A 17,981-nucleotide genomic window follows, 5' to 3' on the forward strand; every position below is an offset into this window, starting at 1 on the left:
TGGTTAGAGGGGGATGTTGCCGTGCTTCTTCGGCGGCAGGGACTCGCGCTTCGTACGGAGCTGGCGCAGGCCCTTCACGAGGTGGGCGCGGGTGTCGGACGGCATGATCACCGCGTCGACGTAGCCGCGCTCGGCCGCGACGTACGGGTTGAGGAGCGCGTCCTCGTAGTCGGCCATCAGCTCGGCGCGCGTGGCGTCGCGCTCGTCGGGGTCCGTGACTGCGGCGATCGTGCGGCGGTGCAGGATGTTCACCGCGCCCTGCGCGCCCATCACCGCGATCTGCGCGGTCGGCCAGGCCAGATTGAGGTCGGCGCCCAGGTGCTTGGACCCCATGACGTCGTACGCGCCGCCGAACGCCTTGCGCGTGATCACCGTGATCAGCGGGACGGTCGCCTCCGCGTACGCGTAGATCAGCTTGGCGCCGCGGCGGATGATGCCGCCGTACTCCTGGTCGACACCCGGCAGGAAGCCGGGCACGTCGACGAAGGTGATGACCGGCACGTTGAACGCGTCGCACGTGCGGACGAAGCGCGCGGCCTTCTCGCTCGCGTCGATGTCCAGACAGCCGGCGAACTGCATCGGCTGGTTGGCGACGATGCCGACCGGGTAACCCTCGACGCGCCCGAAGCCGGTGATGATGTTCGGCGCGAACAGGGCCTGTGTCTCCAGGAACTCGGCGTCGTCGAGCACGTGCTCGATGGCGGTGTGCATTTCGTACGGCTGGTTCGCCGAGTCCGGGATGAGGGTGTCGAGCTCGCGGTCCTCGTCCGTGGTCTCCAGGTCCGCCTCCTCCGGGAAGGCCGGGGCCTCGGAGAGGTTGTTCGACGGGAGGTAGGACAGCAGGGACTTGACGTACTCGATGGCGTCCTTCTCGTCGCCCGCCATGTGGTGGGCCACGCCCGACGTGGTGTTGTGCGTGCGGGCGCCGCCCAGCTCCTCGAAGCCGACGTCCTCACCGGTGACCGTCTTGATGACGTCGGGCCCGGTGATGAACATGTGCGAGGTCTGGTCGACCATGACCGTGAAGTCGGTGATCGCGGGGGAGTAGACCGCGCCGCCGGCGCACGGTCCGACGATCAGGGAGATCTGCGGGACGACACCGGAGGCGTGCACGTTGCGGCGGAAGATCTCGGCGAACAGCCCGAGGGCGACGACCCCCTCCTGGATGCGCGCGCCGCCGCCGTCGTTGATGCCGATGACCGGGCAGCCGGTCTTCATCGCGAAGTCCATGACCTTGACGATCTTCTCGCCGTAGACCTCGCCGAGCGAGCCGCCGAAGATGGTGAAGTCCTGCGAGTACACGCAGACGGGACGGCCGTCCACCGTGCCGTAACCGGTGACGACCCCGTCCCCGTAGGGGCGGTTCTTCTCGATCCCGAAATTGGTGGACCGGTGCCGTGCGAACTCGTCGAGCTCCACGAAAGAACCCTCGTCGAGGAGGAGATCGACCCGCTCCCGGGCGGTCAACTTGCCCTTGGCGTGCTGCTTTTCGACGGCGCGGGCGGAACCTGCGTGTGTGGCCTCTTCGATACGGCGCTGCAGGTCCGCGATCTTGCCCGCGGTGGTGTGGATGTCGCTCTGCGGCTCGGACATCGGGTGGCGGCTCCCTGCCTGGTCACGGGGACGGCTGGTACATCCAGTAGGTGGCTGGACCCATTGGTGCCCGACGGCTACCTGCTCGTCGGCTGTTGGCTACTGACCCGTAGCGTATCGGCGCGGATACCGTTCGGCAGTGCGTCGTTGGCCACACCTAATGTGGGTTGCATGACACCTCCGGATACGCCGCACAACCGCTGGTCGGACCTCGACAGGCCGCCTCTCAACGTCGCCGCGCTGCGCCGCGGGCTGCTGAGGCCCGGCGGCCTGTGGACCTCGCTGGACGTCGTCGACGAGACCGGCTCCACCAACTCCGACCTCGCGGCACGGGCCGCCGGCGGCGGGCAGGCCGAAGGCACGGTGCTGGTCGCCGAGGAGCAGACGGCGGGCCGCGGACGGCTCGACCGGAGCTGGACGGCTCCGCCCCGCTCGGGCCTCTTCCTCTCCGTCTACCTGACCCCCGGCGCCGTACCCGTCGAGCGGTGGGGATGGCTGCCCCTGCTGGCCGGTGTCGCGGCCGCCACGGGCCTCGCGCAGTCGGCGGGCGTCGACATGGCACTCAAATGGCCCAACGACCTGCTGGTGACGATCGCCGGTGAGGAACGCAAGACCGGCGGCATCCTCGCCGAGCGCGCCGGGGACGGCGTGGTCATCGGCATCGGCCTCAACGTGTCGCTCCGCGCGGCCGAGCTGCCCGCCCCGCACGCCGGTTCGCTGGCGCTCGCCGGAGCCGTCTCCACCGACCGTGAGACCTTGCTCCGGGCCGTGCTGCGTTCACTGGAACAGTGGTACGGGCAGTGGCGCGACGCGAACGGCGACGCCGCCGAGAGCGGGCTCCAGGCGGCCTACGCGGCGGGCTGCGCCACGCTCGACCGGACGGTGCGGGCCGAGTTGCCGGGCGACCGGTCGCTGGTCGGTGAGGCGGTCGCGATCGACGGCGACGGGCGGCTCGTACTGTCCACGGGCGACGGGCTCCAGGAGCCCGTCTCGGCCGGCGACATCGTCCACCTGCGGGGGGAACGGGGAGGTCTCACCTGATCCGGCCCTTCCGCACATTCGGGTGATGTCACGTATTCCGGACCCGCTACGGTGCGACCGGGGACGTGAGCCAGGGCACACCTGCCGTATCGTTGAGGCGATCCAGCGACAGATCGGCAGGGCAGTGCGCACGGAACGGGCAGGAGGCGGCCGGTGACCGTCGACGACACGAACTCCGACGACGGCGCGGAGCCCTCGTCGGGACCGTCGGTCCACTCGACACCGCATCATGAGGTCGACCACACGGCCGAACCGACCGACGACCCGCTGGCCATCAGGCTCGAGGCCTTGATCCTGGGGGCCGACCGGCGCTACACACCGTTCCAGGCGGCCAGGACCGCCGGGGTCTCCATGGACCTGGCGTCCCGGTTCTGGCGGGCCATGGGCTTCGCCGACATCGGGCAGGCCAAGGCGCTCACCGAGGCCGACGTCCTGGCGCTGCGCCGACTCGCCGGTCTCGTGGAGGCCGGGCTGCTCAGCGAGCCGATGGCGATCCAGGTGGCCCGCTCGACCGGGCAGACGACCGCCCGGCTCGCGGACTGGCAGATCGACTCCTTCCTGGAGGGCCTGACCGAGCCTCCCGAGCCCGGCATGACCCGGACCGAGGTCACCTACCCGCTGATCGAGCTGCTCCTGCCGGAGCTGCAGGAGTTCCTCGTCTACGTCTGGCGGCGCCAGCTCGCCGCCGCCACGGGCCGGGTCGTGCAGGCGACGGACGACGACGAGATGGTCGACCGGCGGCTCGCCGTGGGCTTCGCCGACCTCGTCGGCTTCACCCGGCTGACGCGGAGGCTGGAGGAGGAGGAGCTCGGCGAGCTGGTCGAGGCGTTCGAGACGACCTCGGCGGACCTGGTCGCCGCGCACGGGGGACGGCTCATCAAGACCCTGGGTGACGAGGTCCTCTTCGCCGCGGACGACGCGGGCACGGCGGGCGAGATAGCGCTCCGGCTGGTCGAGGTGATGGCCCAGGACTCGACGATGCCCGCGCTGCGGGTCGGCATCGCGTTCGGCACGGTCACCACACGCATGGGCGACGTGTTCGGTACGACGGTGAATCTGGCCAGCCGGCTCACCTCGATAGCGCCGAAGGACGCGGTGCTGGTCGACGGCGCCTTCGCCGAGGAGCTGATCAGGCACGGCGACGCCCCCGCCTCGGAGGCCGAGGAGGCCGCGGCGGCGGCCGAGCGGGCCCGGCTGGCGGAGAAGGAGGGCCACCGCCCGGACGAGCAGCCCGCGTCGTCGGGGTACCGCTTCGGGCTGCAGCCGATGTGGCAGCGGCCGGTGCGCGGTCTGGGCGTGGTGGAGCCGTGGCTGCTGGCCCGGCGGGGCAAGCCCTCGTCCTGAGCCGGACGGGGACCCTAGGATCCCCCGGTAACGCTCGTTAACCGGAGGGGTGCAGTCATGGGTGTCACGTCCGAGCAGAGGTTCGGGGAATTCGTCGTCGTACGGCGCCACGAGGGCCAGGACCACGTGGCCGAGCTGGTGCTCGACCGCCCCGAGGCGATGAACGCCGTGAGTACGGCGATGGCGGCGTCCATCGCCGAAGCCTGTGCCGCACTCGGCGCGGACCAGGGGGTGCGGGCGACCGTGCTCACGTCCAGCCATGGGCGGGCCTTCTGCGTGGGTGCGGACCTCAAGGAACGGAACTCCTTCACCGACGCCGAGCTCGTGCGGCAGCGGCCCACGGCGAGGGCCGCGTACACCGGCGTGCTGGAGCTGCCGATGCCGGTGGTCGCCGCCGTGCACGGCTTCGCCCTCGGCGGCGGTTTCGAGCTCGCGCTGGCCTGCGACGTGATCGTGGCCGACCGCACGGCCGTGGTCGGCCTGCCCGAGGTGTCCGTGGGTGTCATCCCGGGCGGCGGCGGTACGCAGCTGCTGCCCCGCCGGGTCGGCGCGGCGCGCGCCGCCGAGCTGGTCTTCACCGCCCGGAGGGTCGAGGCGGCCGAGGCGCGCGAGCTGGGCCTGGTCGACGAGCTGGTCGAAGCGGGCCGGGACCGGGAGGCGGCGCTGGCCCTCGGCGGCCGGATCGCGGCGAACTCGCCGGTGGGGCTCCGGGCCGCCAAGCGGGCGCTGCGCCTGGGGCAGGGGCTGGACCTGCGGGCCGGGCTGGAGGTGGAGGACGCCGCCTGGCGGTCCGTGGCCTTCTCCGGGGACCGGGCCGAGGGCGTGGCCGCGTTCAACGAGAAGCGGAAGCCGGAGTGGCCCGGCGAGTGAGACCGGACAGCGATCTGAAGATCATCAGCACTGCCAACTGATCAAAACGCCATAAACGTACCTAAGCTGGGGCGATGGGCGGTGATGATGCGCGGCTGCGCGCGGTGGTTGCGCTGGCACAGACGATGGCCGCGGCCTACACCCCGCGCGAGTCCTGGCACGCCGCGGCGGCGGGGGCGTGCACGGCACTGGCGGGCAGCTTCGCCGCCCTCTCCGTGTGGGAGAGGGAGCAGGGCAGGCTGCGCGTGCTGGTGAACGCGGGGGAGCGGGCCGAGGGGGAGGAGGAGTTCCCCGAGGCCGAGGCCTATCCCGTGCACCAGTTCCCGGAGATCACGGAGTTCCTGCACGAGCGCTGGGCCGGCGGTGGTGAGCCCGATGCCTGGGTGGAGACCGCCGACGGCGCCCCGGCCGCCGGCGCGCCGGCCCGGGGCGCCCGCCCGTACTGCCACCAGCGGGTCGCGGCGCTGCGCCGGCGCGGGCGGGGCTGCTGTGTGGTGGCGCCGGTCGTGCTGCACGGGCGGGCCTGGGGGGAGCTGTACGTGGCCCGCCCGGCGGGGTCCCCGGTCTTCGGCCGGGACGACGCGGACTTCGCGACCGTGCTGGCCGCCGTCGTCGCGGCGGGAATCGTGCAGACCGAGAGGCTCGAGGAGGTCCGCAAGCTGGCCTTCACGGACCCGCTCACCGGCCTGGCGAACCGCAGGGCCGTCGACCTCCGTCTCGACGAGGCCGTGGACCTGCACCGCACCGAGGGCGCGGTGGTCAGCCTGGTCGTCTGTGACCTGAACGGACTCAAGGCGGTCAACGACACCCATGGCCACGCGGTCGGTGACCGGCTGCTGGAACGTTTCGGCTCCGTACTCTCGCTCTGCGGCGCGATGCTTCCCGGTGCGTTGTCCGCACGTCTGGGCGGGGACGAGTTCTGTCTGCTGACCGTGGGCCCCCCGGCGGACGACGTCGTCCGGGTGTCCGAGGAGCTGTGTGCGCGGGCCGTGACCCTGGAGCCCGGTGACGGGGTCGCCTGCGGGGTCGCGTCCACGGGCGACGACATCGGACCGGTCCCGTCCGCGCGCAGGCTCTTCCGGCTGGCGGACGCCGCCCAGTACCAGGCGAAGGCCGCGCACTCCAGGAGGCCGGTGGTCGCGGGGCGGGACGGTGACGTGATCCGGCTCGCCGACTCCCCGCCCAGGTCCCCCCACGACCGTCGCCGGCTGCGCGGCAACCCGCCGGACGAGGGCCGGTAAGGGGCCAGGGGCACGACCACTGGTGACATGAAGGCTTTCAGTCCGTACGCTTCTGAATATGGATATGCATACAGTCGTGGTGGGGACGTCCGGTACCACCGCAGAGGACGTCATCGCCGTGGCCCGCCAGGGCGCCCGGGTCGAGCTCTCCGCGGCCGCCGTCGAGGCGCTCGCCGCCGCACGGGAGATCGTCGACGCCCTCGCCGCGAAGCCCGAGCCGGTCTACGGCGTCTCCACCGGCTTCGGCGCTCTGGCCAGCCGGCACATCGGCCCCGGCCTGCGGGCGCAGCTGCAGCGCAACATCGTCCGCTCGCACGCGGCGGGCATGGGCCCGCACGTCGAGCGCGAGGTCGTCCGCGCGCTGATGTTCCTGCGGCTGAAGACGCTCGCCTCCGGCCACACCGGCGTACGCCCCGAGGTCGCGCAGACCATGGCCGACGTGCTCAACGCGGGCATCACCCCCGTCGTCCACGAATACGGCTCGCTCGGCTGCTCCGGCGACCTCGCCCCGCTCTCGCACTGCGCGCTGACCCTGATGGGCGAGGGTGACGCCGAAGGCCCCGACGGCACCGTGCGGCCGGCCGGCGATCTCCTCGCCGCGCACGGCATCACCCCCGTCGAACTGCGCGAGAAGGAGGGGCTCGCCCTCCTCAACGGCACCGACGGCATGCTGGGCATGCTCGTGCTGGCCCTGGCCGACCTGGAGAACCTCTACACCGGCGCCGACATCACCGCCGCGCTCTCCCTGGAGGCACTCCTCGGCACGGACAAGGTCCTCGCCCCGGAGCTGCACGCCATCCGCCCGCACCCCGGCCAGGGCACCTCCGCCGGCAACATGCTGCGGGTGCTCGCCGGATCCGGCCTCACCGGCCACCATCAGGACGACGCCCCGCGCGTGCAGGACGCCTACTCGGTCCGCTGCGCACCCCAGGTCAACGGCGCCGGGCGCGACACCCTCGCGCACGGGCGGCTGGTCGCCGACCGCGAGCTGGCCTCGGCCGTGGACAACCCCGTGGTACTCGCGGACGGCAGGGTCGAGTCCAACGGCAACTTCCACGGCGCTCCCGTCGCCTACGTCCTCGACTTCCTGGCCATCGCCGCCGCCGACCTCGGGTCGATCACCGAGCGCCGCACGGACCGGCTGCTGGACAAGAACCGCTCGCACGGCCTTCCGCCGTTCCTCGCCGATGACGCGGGGGTGGACTCGGGGCTCATGATCGCCCAGTACACGCAGGCAGCGCTGGTCAGCGAGCTGAAGCGGCTCGCGGTCCCGGCCTCCGTCGACTCGATCCCGTCCTCCGCGATGCAGGAGGACCACGTCTCCATGGGCTGGTCGGCCGCACGGAAGCTCCGCACCGCCGTGACCGGCCTCGCGCGGATCGTGGCCGTCGAGCTGTACGCGGCCACGCGCGCCGTCGAGCTGCGCGCCGCCGAGGGGCTCACCCCCGCGCCCGCCTCGCAGGCCGTCATCGCGGCACTGCGGGCCGCCGGTGTCCAGGGGCCGGGTCCCGACCGTTTCCTCGCCCCGGACCTGGCCGCCGCCGACGCGTTCGTACGGGAGGGCAGGCTGGTCGCCGCCGTGGAGGCGGTGACCGGACCGCTGGCCTGAAGTCCCGCGCACGCGCGGGGGCCGCCGCATCCGTCACCGGACGCGGCGGCCCCCGCGTACCTCAGAGGCCGGTGCTCAGCGTTCCGCCCCGGCGTACCGAGTACACGACGAACCCGGCGCCGACGCACAGGGAGGCCGTGCCGCCGATCAGATAGGGAGTCGTGTCGATCCCCGCCCCTGTGTCGGCGAGCCTCTCGTCGGAGGTGAACTCCCCCGTGGCGGAGGCCTGCCGGGCCTCGGTGGAGGTGCCGGCGGACGAGCCGGTGGAACCGCTCTGCGTCTCTGCTTCGCCGGTCGCGTTGGCGGAGGGGACGAACCAGAGAGCACAGAGCAGGGTGCCTGCCGCTGTGGTGGTCAGCAGCGTGCGACGAGCCATGGACACAGAATCGATCCCCTTGCGACAACCATCGGTTAGCCCTGCGGGCCGATGCTAAGCAAAGCAGCGGGTCGGTGGAAAGTCACAGCTCCAGGGAGCCTTACGCTCCGGCATATGAGCACTTCGGAGACACCCTCATTTGTTCGGCTTCGTGTGGAGATGGTGCTGGAGATCAGCGACGCGGACGCCCTGACCGGTACCGCGCTGGAAAGCATCGCCGCCGATTTCACCGCCTCGGGAGCCTCCGCCGACGAGTCCGCGGAGGAACGCACGCATGCCGAGCAGACGGTCAGGGAAGACGCAGCGGAAGCCCTCGCCTCGCTGATCGACCCGTTCGATCTTGTCGGCCAGGTGCCCGGGGTCGAGCTCGCCCAGGCCTCCTGGAGCAGCGAGACGGTCGACTACGACCCCGACGCCGAGGACTGGGCCGCGGGAGAGGCCGGGGACGAGGCGTACTACGGGATCGAGGACAATGACACGGACGACGAAGAAGGCGGAGGGAACACGGAACGCTGACGCCCTCGGGCCCCTCCTCACAGGTGGCGGGAACCGCCGCGGTCCCGGGCGCGTCGATGAGTGGTGTTCCCCACATCTCCGGCGGATGTGGAACGGAAGACCCGGTCGCGGTGTTCTTGGAACATTGACGGGGAATCGCCGTCGGGCGACCCTGTCCGGGGATCTTGGGGAATCGGCAACGATGGAGAAGCGTGTGATGACGGACAGCAAGCGGCGCAGGGGCCTCGCGGCCGCGTCCGCACTGCTCGGCGGAGTGCTGGTGCTTTCGGCCTGCAGCGACGACGGCGGCAGCGGCACGGGGGCGAGCGCCGACAGCTCGAAGGCGTCACAGGCGCAGGTGGACGAGGCGGCCGCCAAGGACGCGTCCGAGGCGCAGATAACGATCGCGCCGAAGAACGGTGCGACCGACGCGAGCATCAACAACGCCGCGATGGTCACCGTCGCCAAGGGCAAGCTGACCGAGGTCACCATGACCACGGCCGACGGCGAAGCCGTCGAGGGCACCCTCGCGGCCGACGGCTCCAGCTGGAAGCCCAGCGGCCAGCTCGAGCGTTCGACGACGTACAAGATCAGCGCCACGGCCTCCGACTCCAAGGACCGCGCGGCGCACGCCAACAGCTCGTTCACCACGGTCTCGCCCGAGAACAGCTTCATCGGGAACTTCACCCCCGAGGACGGTTCGACCGTCGGCGTCGGCATGCCCGTCTCGATCAACTTCAACAAGGAGATCACCAACAAGAAGGCCGTCCAGGACGGCATCAAGGTGACGTCGAGCAGCGGTCAGGAAGTCGTCGGCCACTGGTTCAACAGCAAGCGCCTCGACCTGCGCCCCGACGACTACTGGCAGGGCGGCTCCACCGTCACGCTGAAGCTGGCCCTGGACGGCGTCGAGGGTGCGGACGGCGTCGTCGGTGTGCAGCAGAAGACGGTCACCTTCAAGGTCGGCCGCAACCAGGTCTCGACCGTTGACGCCAAGGCGCACACCATGACCGTCACCCGGGACGGGAAGACGATCAAGACCATCCCGATCTCCGCCGGCTCCTCGGAGAACCCGACCTACAACGGCCAGATGGTGATCTCCGAGAAGTTCAAGGAGACCCGCATGGACGGTTCGACGGTCGGCTTCACCGACGACGACGGCAAGGGTGAGTACGACATCAAGGACGTGCCGCACGCCATGCGGCTGTCCACGTCGGGCACCTTCATCCACGGCAACTACTGGGGCGCCAAGTCGATCTTCGGCAGCGCCAACACCAGTCATGGCTGCGTCGGACTCTCCGACACCAAGGGTGCGGACGACAAGGGCACGGCCGGTGCCTGGTTCTACGACAACTCCATGATCGGCGACGTGGTCATCGTCAAGAACTCCCCGGACAAGACCATCGCCCCCGACAACGGGCTCAACGGCTGGAACATGAGCTGGTCGGAGTGGACGGCCGGCTCCGAGGCCTGATCCCACACGCCCCTCCCCTTCCGACGGCGGCGGCACCCGGAATCCCCGGGTGCCGCCGCCTTCGGCGTATGCGGTCCGGTCCTGCCGAGGCGTGGGCGTATGCGGGCCCTGCCGGTTCTCATCCCGCTCTCATCGGAGACTTAACTCCTCATCACACCCGGTCCGTAGCTTCACGCCATGTTCTTCACCTACCTCCGGCGCGAGCTGCGCCGCCGCAGAAAGGCGGCGCTCGTCGTCGCCTCGGGGCTCGCCCTCGGCATTGCGCTCGTCATCATCGTCAGCTCGGTCTCCTCGGGCATGAGCAAGGCCCAGGACAAGGTCCTGGAATCGCTGTACGGCCTGGGCACGGACATGACGGTGACCAAGGCCGCGGCCGCCCAGGGCTCCGGCGGCACCGGGCGGCCCCGGTTCGAGTTCGACGCCCAGGACGACGAGGACGCGACCCAGAGCACCGACCGGGTCATGGTGCAGGGCTTCCAGACGCTGGCTGCCGGCATCGTCGGCAAGGTCGGGAAGCAGGACGGTGTCGCGGACGCCGTCGGCGGACTGAGCCTGACCGTCATGAAGGTCGACGGCCAGTTCCAGCGCGGCGAGTTCAAGCAGGACGAGAGCTCGGGCACGCAGGGCGGACCCGGCGGGGGCCAGGGCGGCGGCGGCCAGCCGCAGGGCCGGGTCGAGGGCGGCGGAGCATCCTTCGACGTCAACTCCTTCACCGTGTACGGCACCGACGTCACCCAGCAGGACCTCGGTCCGCTGACCTCCTCCACGATCACCGGGGGCCGTACGTTCAAGGCAGCCGAGACCGACGCCGAGGTCGCGGTCGTCGACGCCGCGTACGCCAAGGAGAAGGAACTCGCGGTCGACGAGACCGTCACGATCTCCGGCACCACGTACACGATCGTCGGCATCGCGACGGCGGACAGCGGGGACGCCTCCGCCAACGTCTACATCCCGCTGAAGCAGGCACAGACGGTCGCCGACTCCAAGGACAAGGTCACCACGGTCTACGTCAAGGCCGCGGACTCGCAGCAGATCGACACCGTCAAGGCCGCCATCCAGAAGAACATCTCCGGCACGACGGTCACCACCTCCGCCGACCTCGCCGAGACGGTCTCCGGCTCCCTCTCCACCGCCTCCGACCTGGCCTCCAGTGTGGGCAAGTGGCTCTCCATCGCCGTTCTGACCGCCGCGTTCCTCGTCGCGGGCCTGCTCACCTCCTCGGCGGTCAGCCGCCGCGTGAGGGAGTTCGGCACGCTCAAGGCGCTCGGCTGGAAGAGCGGACGCGTCACCCGCCAGGTCGTCGGCGAGGCCCTCGTCAACGGCCTGATGGGAGGAGTCCTCGGCATCGCGATCGGCCTCGCCGGTGCCTACGCCGTGACCGCCGTCAGCCCCACTCTCACCGCACAGCTCGGCGCCACGGGCGGCGGCGGAGGCATGGGCGGGGGCGGCGGTCCGATGGGCGGCGGCGGCCCCGGCCGCCAGACCGCGGCCAGGACCCTCGACATCGCGCTGACCGCACCGGTCTACCTCACCACCATCCTCGTCGCCGTCGGCCTCGCGGTGGCGGGCGGACTCGTCGCGGGGGCCTTCGGCGGCTGGCGGGCCTCCCGGCTGCGGCCGGCCGACGCGCTGCGCCGCGTCGCGTGACACCGCCCGCCCCTCCCTCTCCGTACGTACAGCAGGAGTCCACACGTGTACCAGCTCAAGGGCGTCACCAAGCGCTACATGCGCGGCAAGAACCCCGTCGACGCGCTCGCCGGGGTCGACCTGACCATCGAGGACGGCGGAAGGCTCGTCATCCAGGGCCCGACGGGCGGAGGCAAGTCCACCCTCCTGCAGATGCTCGGCGGTCTCGACCGGCCCACCTCCGGCACCATCGAGCTCGACGGTGTCGACCTGGCACGGCTCCCCGAGTCCCGGCTCACCAAGGTCCGGGCCGAGTCCATCGGATTCGTGTTCCAGAGCTTCAACCTGATCCCGACGCTCACCGCCCAGGAGAACGTCGAGACCGCCCTCGTCCCCCTCGGCCTCGGAGCGAAGGCCCGCCGCGAACGCGCCGCCGAGGCGCTGGAGTCGGTGGGCCTCGGAGACCGGCCCACCCATCTGCCGGGCGAGATGTCCGGCGGCCAGCAGCAGCGCGTCGCGATCGCCCGGGCACTGGTCAAGCGGCCGAAGGTGCTGCTCGCCGACGAACCGACCGGCAACCTCGACGAGTCCATGCGCGACGAGATCATGGACCTGCTCGACGGGCTGTGGAAGGAACACGGGCTGACCTTCGTGATGGTCACCCATGACAGCTCCCTCGCCCGCAAGGCACCCCGGGTGGCCACCATCCGCAAGGGGAAGGTCACCGTGACCGAGAACGCGGCGGCCTGATCCGGGGCCGGGCGAACCTCACGACCCCCCTCCTCCGGCTGTGAGGTTCGCCACCCGCACCGCCCCGCGACGCGGGGGCCGTGCGGCCCTTCGTCCCCGCGGGGACAGGTGTACGGGGGCAGAATCCCCCGTACCGGGACGAACAACCGTGGCCACTATGTGGATGTCGCCCCGGCGGGGCCGCGTCGCGCTGCGAGACTTGCCGGGTGCAACGGCCCCCACGGGCCGGTGGCGCCTCCGGGGACAGGGAGCGCCGACGCGCGACAGCCCACCCACGGAAGGTCTTGATCAGATGCCGGCCAGTTCCGACTCCCTCACCCCGCGCACCACCGAGAACCGTGTCATCGAGCCGCTCTACGCGGAGATCCTGCGGCGCAACCAGGGCGAGGGCGAGTTCCACCAGGCGGTGCGCGAGGTCCTCGACACCCTGGGCCCCGTGCTGGCTCAGCGGCCGGAGTTCGTCGACGCCCGCATCATCGAGCGGATCTGCGAGCCCGAGCGTCAGCTCATCTTCCGGGTGCCGTGGTCGGACGACGCCGGCGACATCCACGTCAACCGCGGCTTCCGCGTCGAGTTCTCCAGCTCGCTCGGCCCGTACAAGGGCGGTCTGCGCTTCCACCCCTCCGTCAACCTCGGCATCGTGAAGTTCCTCGGTTTCGAGCAGATCTTCAAGAACGCCCTCACCGGCATGCCGATCGGCGGAGGCAAGGGCGGCGCGGATTTCGACCCCAAGGGGCGGTCCGACGCCGAGGTCATGCGGTTCTGCCAGTCCTTCATGACCGAACTCCACCGTCACCTGGGTGAGTACACCGACGTGCCCGCCGGTGACATCGGCGTCGGCGGCCGGGAGATCGGCTACCTCTTCGGCCAGTACAAGCGGATCACCAACCGCTACGAGTCCGGCGTGCTCACCGGGAAGGGCCTCGGCTGGGGAGGCGCCCAGGCGCGCACCGAGGCGACGGGTTACGGCTGCGTCCTGTTCACCGCCGAAATGCTGCGCGTACGCGGTGAGTCCCTCGACGGCCAGCGCATCGCCGTATCCGGCTCCGGCAACGTGGCCATCTACGCCATCGAGAAGGCCCAGCAGCTCGGCGCGACCGTCGTGACCTGCTCCGACTCGGGCGGCTACGTCGTGGACGAGAAGGGCATCGACCTCGGCCTGCTCAAGGAGATCAAGGAGACGGGCCGCGGCCGGATCTCCGAGTACGCCGAGCGGCGCGGCGACCACGTGCGGTACGTCGAGGGCACGGGCGTCTGGAGCGTTCCCGTGGACGTGGCCCTGCCCTGCGCCACCCAGAACGAGCTCCACGAGGCCGACGCGCTCGCCCTCGTACGCAACGGGGTGAAGGCGGTCGCGGAGGGCGCCAACATGCCCACCACCCCCGAGGCCGTCCACATCTTCCAGGAGGCGGGCGTCGCCTTCGCCCCCGGCAAGGCGGCCAACGCCGGCGGCGTGGCCACCAGCGCCCTGGAGATGCAGCAGAACGCGTCCCGCGACTCCTGGACCTTCGCCCACACGGAGGAGCGCCTCGCGCAGATCATGCGCCACATCCACGACTCCTGCCACACCACGGCCGAGAAGTACGGCAGCCCGGGCAACTACGTCGTCGGCGCGAACATCGCGGGCTTCGAGCTCGTCGCGGAGGCGATGCTGGCCCAGGGCCTGATCTGACCCTGCCGCTCAGCGGGCCCGGGGCGGCGAGCTCCGGGCCTTCGCGCTGGGACGACTTCCGTGTGGTGAACGAGGTGCAGGGCGAGGTCCTGGTCATCCTCGTCGTCCACCTCGGTCGCGGGAGCGGCGTGGGCCGCAGGTTCTGACGGGTCTTCGCCGGGCGTCATCCGGGCTGCTTCTCCGGGGGCCCGTCGTCCACGGGCGTCATGCGAGCTCCCGGCGCGGACCCCGACGGGGCCAGGAACGAGGTCCTGGGCAGGGTCGCGTCGGCCGCGCGACGGGCCTCGGCGGTGGACGGGTCGGTGGTGGTGAACTCCGGCGGGCCGTCGCCCCCGCCGTCCCAGGTGTTGCCCTCGGACCGGGAGGACTCCGCGAGGACCGTGTCCGGGCCGTCGCCGCTGTCCGCCGCCGCGTTGGAGGTCAGTACGGCGGCCGCGGTGGGCAGGTAGAAGTTCGTGCCGTTGCGGAAAGCGGTGTTACGGGTGAGGCGGACCGCGCCGGAGTTCCCCTCGTCGTTGAAGCCGAGCCCGGCGTTGTCCCAGGCGGCGTCGTCGGTGAGCACATGCGCGACGGAGGCCGAGGTGTTGCCGCCGCCCAGGGTGAAGCCGTTGCCGTTGCGATAGGACCAGGTGGAGCGCACCGTCACCGGACTGGTGAAGCCGCCCAGATCGATCCCGTCCGCCCCGTTTCCGAAGGCGCGGCAGCCACGCACCGTGTTCCCGCCGCCCGAGCCGAATTTGACCGCCAGGCCGACCCCGCCCGCCGGCCCCGGCCCGTTCGCGTGGAAGTCGCTGTCCAGCACGGTGTTGTTCTCGGTGCCGGCGTCGCGCAGGGTGAGGCCCGACTCCGCGTTGTCGTGGAGGGACAGGCCGCGGAAGACGTTGTTCCGGCAGCTCCGGCAGACGTACGCGTGGCTGGCCGAGCCGTGGATCTCCAGACCCTGCACGGTCCAGTGGTCCGCCTCCTGGGTGACCGCCCAGGTGGAGCCCGGCAGCCCGGACGCGTCGATGACGGGCCGCTCGCCCTGGTAGTTGCTGAGGGTGATCCGCCGGGCCGCCGTGCCGTCGGTGGTGAGGGACGCGCCCTCGGCGGGGCGGTAGGTCCCGCCGCGCATCGCGATCGTCTGGCCGGGGCGGACCACGGAGACCGCCTTGTGCAGTGTGGCGTAGGGCCGGGCGCGGCTGCCGTCCCCGTCATCCGAACCGTCGGGCGCCAGATAGATGTCGGCGGTGAGCACACCGATCGCTCCCCCCGCCCGCCGGGCGGCGCCCGCGGTCGGCGGGGCGGACGGCGGGGCGGACGGCGAGGCGGTGGCGGCCGCCGCCCGGGAGGGCCTGGCGGCGGCCGTCGCGGCCGGCTCCGCGGGGCGGTGCGCGGCGGGCGGTGCCGAGGACGGCGCGGGGGCTGGGGTGTGCCACACCGGATAGGTCAGCGCCCCGGTCACGACGGCGAGCACCACCGCCGATGCCGCGACCGACCTGGCCGTGACGTGGTGCAGCAGACCGCCGGCCGTCTGCCCGGGCAGGGAAGCGGCCTCCACGGTGTGACGCACACCGTCGGCCAGCCCTCCGGGCACCGGTATGAGACCGAGTCCGGGCAACAGCTTCTCCGGGGCGACCAGGCCGGTCCCCTGCGCACCGCACTGCGGGCAGGCCCGCACATGGCGGGTGAGCCGCTTGCGCCACAGCGCGCCCGTGCCGCCGTCCCAGCCGTGCGCGGCATCGGCCAGCCCGGGGCAGCGGGGTGAGACGGCCAGGGCGCGGACCACCGTACGGGCTTCCTCCAGCCGCACCTTCATGCGCCGTACCCGGACCGCGGTGTGCCGGGCGTTCAGGCCGATGGCACGGGCCACGTCGGCCCGGGCGATGCGGCCCGCCTCCTCCTCCCACCACAGGGCCAGCAGCCGCCGGTCGTCCGCGTCCAGCCAGCGGGCAGCACGGGCCAGATCCCTGCGCTGGCCGGTGAGTTCGAGCTCGGCGACGGTGCGCTCGGCGAAGTCGGTCAGCGGATCGGCGGCGTCCTCCACCGCGTGTCCGTGGAACCGGTCGCGGGCCGTACGCCGCTGATGCTGCTGGATCTCGCGGTAGGTGATGGCCACCGCCCACGAGCGGAACCGCTCGGGCTCCCGCAGGGACGGCAGCGCGCGGACGATCCGCAGCATCACCTCCTGCGCCAGGTCGTCCACGTCGGCATGGCCGTTGAGCGCCCGGCCGACGATTCCGTATACCAGCGGCAGGTGCGTGGAGAGCAACTCCTCCATCGCACGGGGGTCGCCGCGCCGGGCCTCGGCCACGAGCGCCGCCGTGTCGCTCACGGACCGGCCGGTCCCGCTGTCCGTCATCCCGTCACGGCTCCTCATCGCTTCGGGGCCGGTCACCGGCGTCCCCGTGGAAGCGGCCGTACCGGCCAGGGGCCCAGAGGCACGCATCGTGGCACAAGGGAGGGGCCCCGTAAAGAAGTTGTCGCTCCCGCCCCTCGCGACCGCTGCGCCGCGCGCGCCCCACGGGCGCTCGTCCTCGGGCCCGGAAGAGTTTCTGGCCGGCCCCGGAAAAGTTTCTTCCGGATTTCTGTCATCCCCGCCCTGCCCACGCATCTACCTGGGCACTGCGGCCCACAGCACCTCACCTACCGGGCCATCCGAAGGAGCGAACGATGACCGAGAAACCGAACAGAAGGCGCCGCACCGTGGCCGTCGCGATGGCGGCGGGAGGTGTGCTGGCCGGCGGGCTGGTGTCCCCGGCGGGTGCGGCGACGCTGCCGGCGACGGGCGGTGTCTACCAGCTGGTGGTGAAGAAGAGCGGTAAGTGCATCGACGTGCCGGGGGCGTCGGCGGCTAACGGCGCGTTGTTGCAGCAGTGGGGGTGTACGGAGGGTGCGGCGTGGCAGCAGTTCACGCTGGCGGCCGACGGGTCGGGCAGGTACCGGCTGGTGAACAAGCAGAGCGGCAAGTGTGTGGACGTGCCCGACTACTCGAAGGTGAGCGGGGTGCAGCTCCAGCAGTGGGGGTGTGCGGGGCAGACGAACCAGCAGTGGACGCTGACGCCGAGCGGCACGGACACGTATCAGGCGAGCCGGGTCACCATCACCATCAAGCCCGGCACCTACCGCGAGCGGGTCGACATCCCCGCCGACAAGCCCTTCGTCACCCTGAAGGGGCTCGGCGACTCGCCGGACGACGTCGTCATCGTCAACAACCGCAACGCCGGCGACCACGGCCACGCCGGCTCCGCCACCCTCGTCGCGCTCGGCCGCGACTTCAGCGCCACCAACCTCACGCTGTCCAACGACTTCGACGAGAACAGCTCCGACACCGGTGACCAGGCCCTCGCTCTCTACCTGGACGCGGACAGGGCGGTGCTGGACGACGTACGGCTCCTCGGCGACCAGGACACCTTCCGGGTCAACGACAAGGCGCGTGCGTACATCGTCGACTCGTACATCGAAGGCACCGTGGACTTCATCTACGGCGGCGGCACCGCCGTCTTCCACGCGAGCACCGTCCACGAGAAGCGCAGCACGGGCGGCCCGATCACCGCTGCCAGCACCCCTGCCGACAAGACCTACGGCTTCCTCTTCTACCGGTCCACCGTGACGGGCGCGGCGTCGAAGAGCACCCAGCTCGGCCGTCCGTGGCGGCCCGACGCGCAGGTCCTGTACCGGGAGTCGACTCTCACCTCGGCGCTCGCGACCACTCAGCCGTGGACGGACATGTCCAGCAACTCCTGGAAGAACGCCCGGTTTTCCGAGTACCGCAACACCGGCGCCGGAGCGACCGTCAACGGCAACCGTCCGCAGCTGACGGACGCCCAGGCGGCGAACTACACACCGCAGAAGTACCTGGCCGGCACGGACGGCTGGAACCCGGTCCGCTGACCGGCCATCGCACCACG

Annotated in this window: 14 protein-coding genes; 11 read left to right on the forward strand and 3 right to left on the reverse strand. The window is 71.4% G+C overall.

Annotated elements, in window-relative coordinates; genetic code table 11:
* Window positions 1-3: 3 nt before the first annotated feature.
* Window positions 4-1,593 (reverse strand): acyl-CoA carboxylase subunit beta, encoded by a 1,590-nt coding sequence (locus OO67_RS06330; RefSeq protein WP_033297856.1) that lies wholly within the window; start codon window positions 1,591-1,593, stop codon window positions 4-6.
* Window positions 1,594-1,764: 171 nt separating this feature from the next.
* Here OO67_RS06330 and OO67_RS06335 point away from each other — a divergent pair, with 171 nt between their 5' ends.
* From OO67_RS06335 to hutH, 5 genes are all read left to right on the forward strand, one after another.
* Window positions 1,765-2,634 (forward strand): biotin--[acetyl-CoA-carboxylase] ligase, encoded by an 870-nt coding sequence (locus OO67_RS06335; RefSeq protein ID WP_033297857.1) that lies wholly within the window; start codon window positions 1,765-1,767, stop codon window positions 2,632-2,634.
* A 153-nt stretch (window positions 2,635-2,787) separates the two neighbouring features.
* The gene (locus OO67_RS06340) at window positions 2,788-3,978 is read left to right on the forward strand and encodes an adenylate/guanylate cyclase domain-containing protein (protein WP_033297858.1); all 1,191 of its coding nucleotides are present in this window, start codon (window positions 2,788-2,790) and stop codon (window positions 3,976-3,978) included.
* Window positions 3,979-4,035: 57 nt separating this feature from the next.
* Window positions 4,036-4,848 (forward strand): enoyl-CoA hydratase/isomerase family protein, encoded by an 813-nt coding sequence (locus tag OO67_RS06345; protein ID WP_033297859.1) that lies wholly within the window; start codon window positions 4,036-4,038, stop codon window positions 4,846-4,848.
* A 74-nt stretch (window positions 4,849-4,922) separates the two neighbouring features.
* Window positions 4,923-6,089, forward strand: a complete 1,167-nt coding sequence (locus OO67_RS06350; RefSeq protein WP_033297861.1) for a GGDEF domain-containing protein — start codon at window positions 4,923-4,925, stop codon at window positions 6,087-6,089.
* A 58-nt stretch (window positions 6,090-6,147) separates the two neighbouring features.
* Window positions 6,148-7,698, forward strand: a complete 1,551-nt coding sequence (hutH, locus tag OO67_RS06355; protein WP_078597669.1) for a histidine ammonia-lyase — start codon at window positions 6,148-6,150, stop codon at window positions 7,696-7,698.
* A 61-nt stretch (window positions 7,699-7,759) separates the two neighbouring features.
* Here the strand turns inward: hutH and OO67_RS06360 are convergent, their stop codons facing one another.
* Window positions 7,760-8,080 (reverse strand): hypothetical protein, encoded by a 321-nt coding sequence (locus OO67_RS06360; protein ID WP_033297863.1) that lies wholly within the window; start codon window positions 8,078-8,080, stop codon window positions 7,760-7,762.
* A 108-nt stretch (window positions 8,081-8,188) separates the two neighbouring features.
* On the opposite strand from OO67_RS06360, the gene OO67_RS06365 reads away from it, so the two are divergent.
* The 5 genes from OO67_RS06365 (at window position 8,189) to gdhA (ending at window position 14,091) form a co-directional block, all read left to right on the forward strand.
* A complete protein-coding gene (locus OO67_RS06365) occupies window positions 8,189-8,590 on the forward strand; it encodes a hypothetical protein (RefSeq protein ID WP_033297864.1) in 402 nt (133 codons plus the stop codon).
* A 181-nt stretch (window positions 8,591-8,771) separates the two neighbouring features.
* On the forward strand, window positions 8,772-10,043 hold the full coding sequence (locus tag OO67_RS06370; RefSeq protein WP_033297866.1) for a L,D-transpeptidase: 1,272 nt from the start codon (window positions 8,772-8,774) through the stop codon (window positions 10,041-10,043).
* A 177-nt stretch (window positions 10,044-10,220) separates the two neighbouring features.
* Window positions 10,221-11,690 (forward strand): ABC transporter permease, encoded by a 1,470-nt coding sequence (locus OO67_RS06375; protein ID WP_033297869.1) that lies wholly within the window; start codon window positions 10,221-10,223, stop codon window positions 11,688-11,690.
* A 45-nt stretch (window positions 11,691-11,735) separates the two neighbouring features.
* Window positions 11,736-12,419 carry an ABC transporter ATP-binding protein gene (locus tag OO67_RS06380; RefSeq protein ID WP_033297871.1) on the forward strand — a complete coding sequence of 228 codons (684 nt, stop codon included), beginning with the start codon at window positions 11,736-11,738 and terminating at the stop codon, window positions 12,417-12,419.
* A gap of 292 nt (window positions 12,420-12,711) precedes the next feature.
* Window positions 12,712-14,091, forward strand: a complete 1,380-nt coding sequence (gdhA, locus tag OO67_RS06385) for an NADP-specific glutamate dehydrogenase (protein WP_033297873.1) — start codon at window positions 12,712-12,714, stop codon at window positions 14,089-14,091.
* Between the two features lie 163 nt (window positions 14,092-14,254).
* Here the strand turns inward: gdhA and OO67_RS40440 are convergent, their stop codons facing one another.
* Window positions 14,255-16,432 (reverse strand): sigma-70 family RNA polymerase sigma factor, encoded by a 2,178-nt coding sequence (locus OO67_RS40440; protein ID WP_051709177.1) that lies wholly within the window; start codon window positions 16,430-16,432, stop codon window positions 14,255-14,257.
* A gap of 311 nt (window positions 16,433-16,743) precedes the next feature.
* Here OO67_RS40440 and OO67_RS06395 point away from each other — a divergent pair, with 311 nt between their 5' ends.
* Window positions 16,744-17,964, forward strand: coding sequence for a pectinesterase family protein (locus tag OO67_RS06395; RefSeq protein WP_033297875.1), 1,221 nt, complete (start codon window positions 16,744-16,746; stop codon window positions 17,962-17,964).
* The last annotated feature ends 17 nt before the right edge of the window (window positions 17,965-17,981 follow it).

The sequence above is a fragment of the Streptomyces atroolivaceus genome (assembly GCF_000717025.1).
GTDB lineage: Bacteria > Actinomycetota > Actinomycetes > Streptomycetales > Streptomycetaceae > Streptomyces > Streptomyces atroolivaceus.

What these genes read in the sequence shown, in the direction of transcription:
- OO67_RS06330 (WP_033297856.1), bottom strand. Translation starts at nt 1,593, where the DNA reads ATGTCCGAGCCGCAGAGCGACATCCACACCACCGCGGGCAAGATCGCG.
- OO67_RS06335 (WP_033297857.1), top strand. Translation starts at nt 1,765, where the DNA reads ATGACACCTCCGGATACGCCGCACAACCGCTGGTCGGACCTCGACAGG.
- OO67_RS06345 (WP_033297859.1), top strand. Translation starts at nt 4,036, where the DNA reads ATGGGTGTCACGTCCGAGCAGAGGTTCGGGGAATTCGTCGTCGTACGG.
- OO67_RS06350 (WP_033297861.1), top strand. Translation starts at nt 4,923, where the DNA reads ATGGGCGGTGATGATGCGCGGCTGCGCGCGGTGGTTGCGCTGGCACAG.
- hutH (WP_078597669.1), top strand. Translation starts at nt 6,148, where the DNA reads ATGGATATGCATACAGTCGTGGTGGGGACGTCCGGTACCACCGCAGAG.
- OO67_RS06365 (WP_033297864.1), top strand. Translation starts at nt 8,189, where the DNA reads ATGAGCACTTCGGAGACACCCTCATTTGTTCGGCTTCGTGTGGAGATG.
- OO67_RS06370 (WP_033297866.1), top strand. Translation starts at nt 8,772, where the DNA reads ATGGAGAAGCGTGTGATGACGGACAGCAAGCGGCGCAGGGGCCTCGCG.
- OO67_RS06375 (WP_033297869.1), top strand. Translation starts at nt 10,221, where the DNA reads ATGTTCTTCACCTACCTCCGGCGCGAGCTGCGCCGCCGCAGAAAGGCG.
- gdhA (WP_033297873.1), top strand. Translation starts at nt 12,712, where the DNA reads ATGCCGGCCAGTTCCGACTCCCTCACCCCGCGCACCACCGAGAACCGT.
- OO67_RS40440 (WP_051709177.1), bottom strand. Translation starts at nt 16,432, where the DNA reads ATGACGGACAGCGGGACCGGCCGGTCCGTGAGCGACACGGCGGCGCTC.
- OO67_RS06395 (WP_033297875.1), top strand. Translation starts at nt 16,744, where the DNA reads ATGACCGAGAAACCGAACAGAAGGCGCCGCACCGTGGCCGTCGCGATG.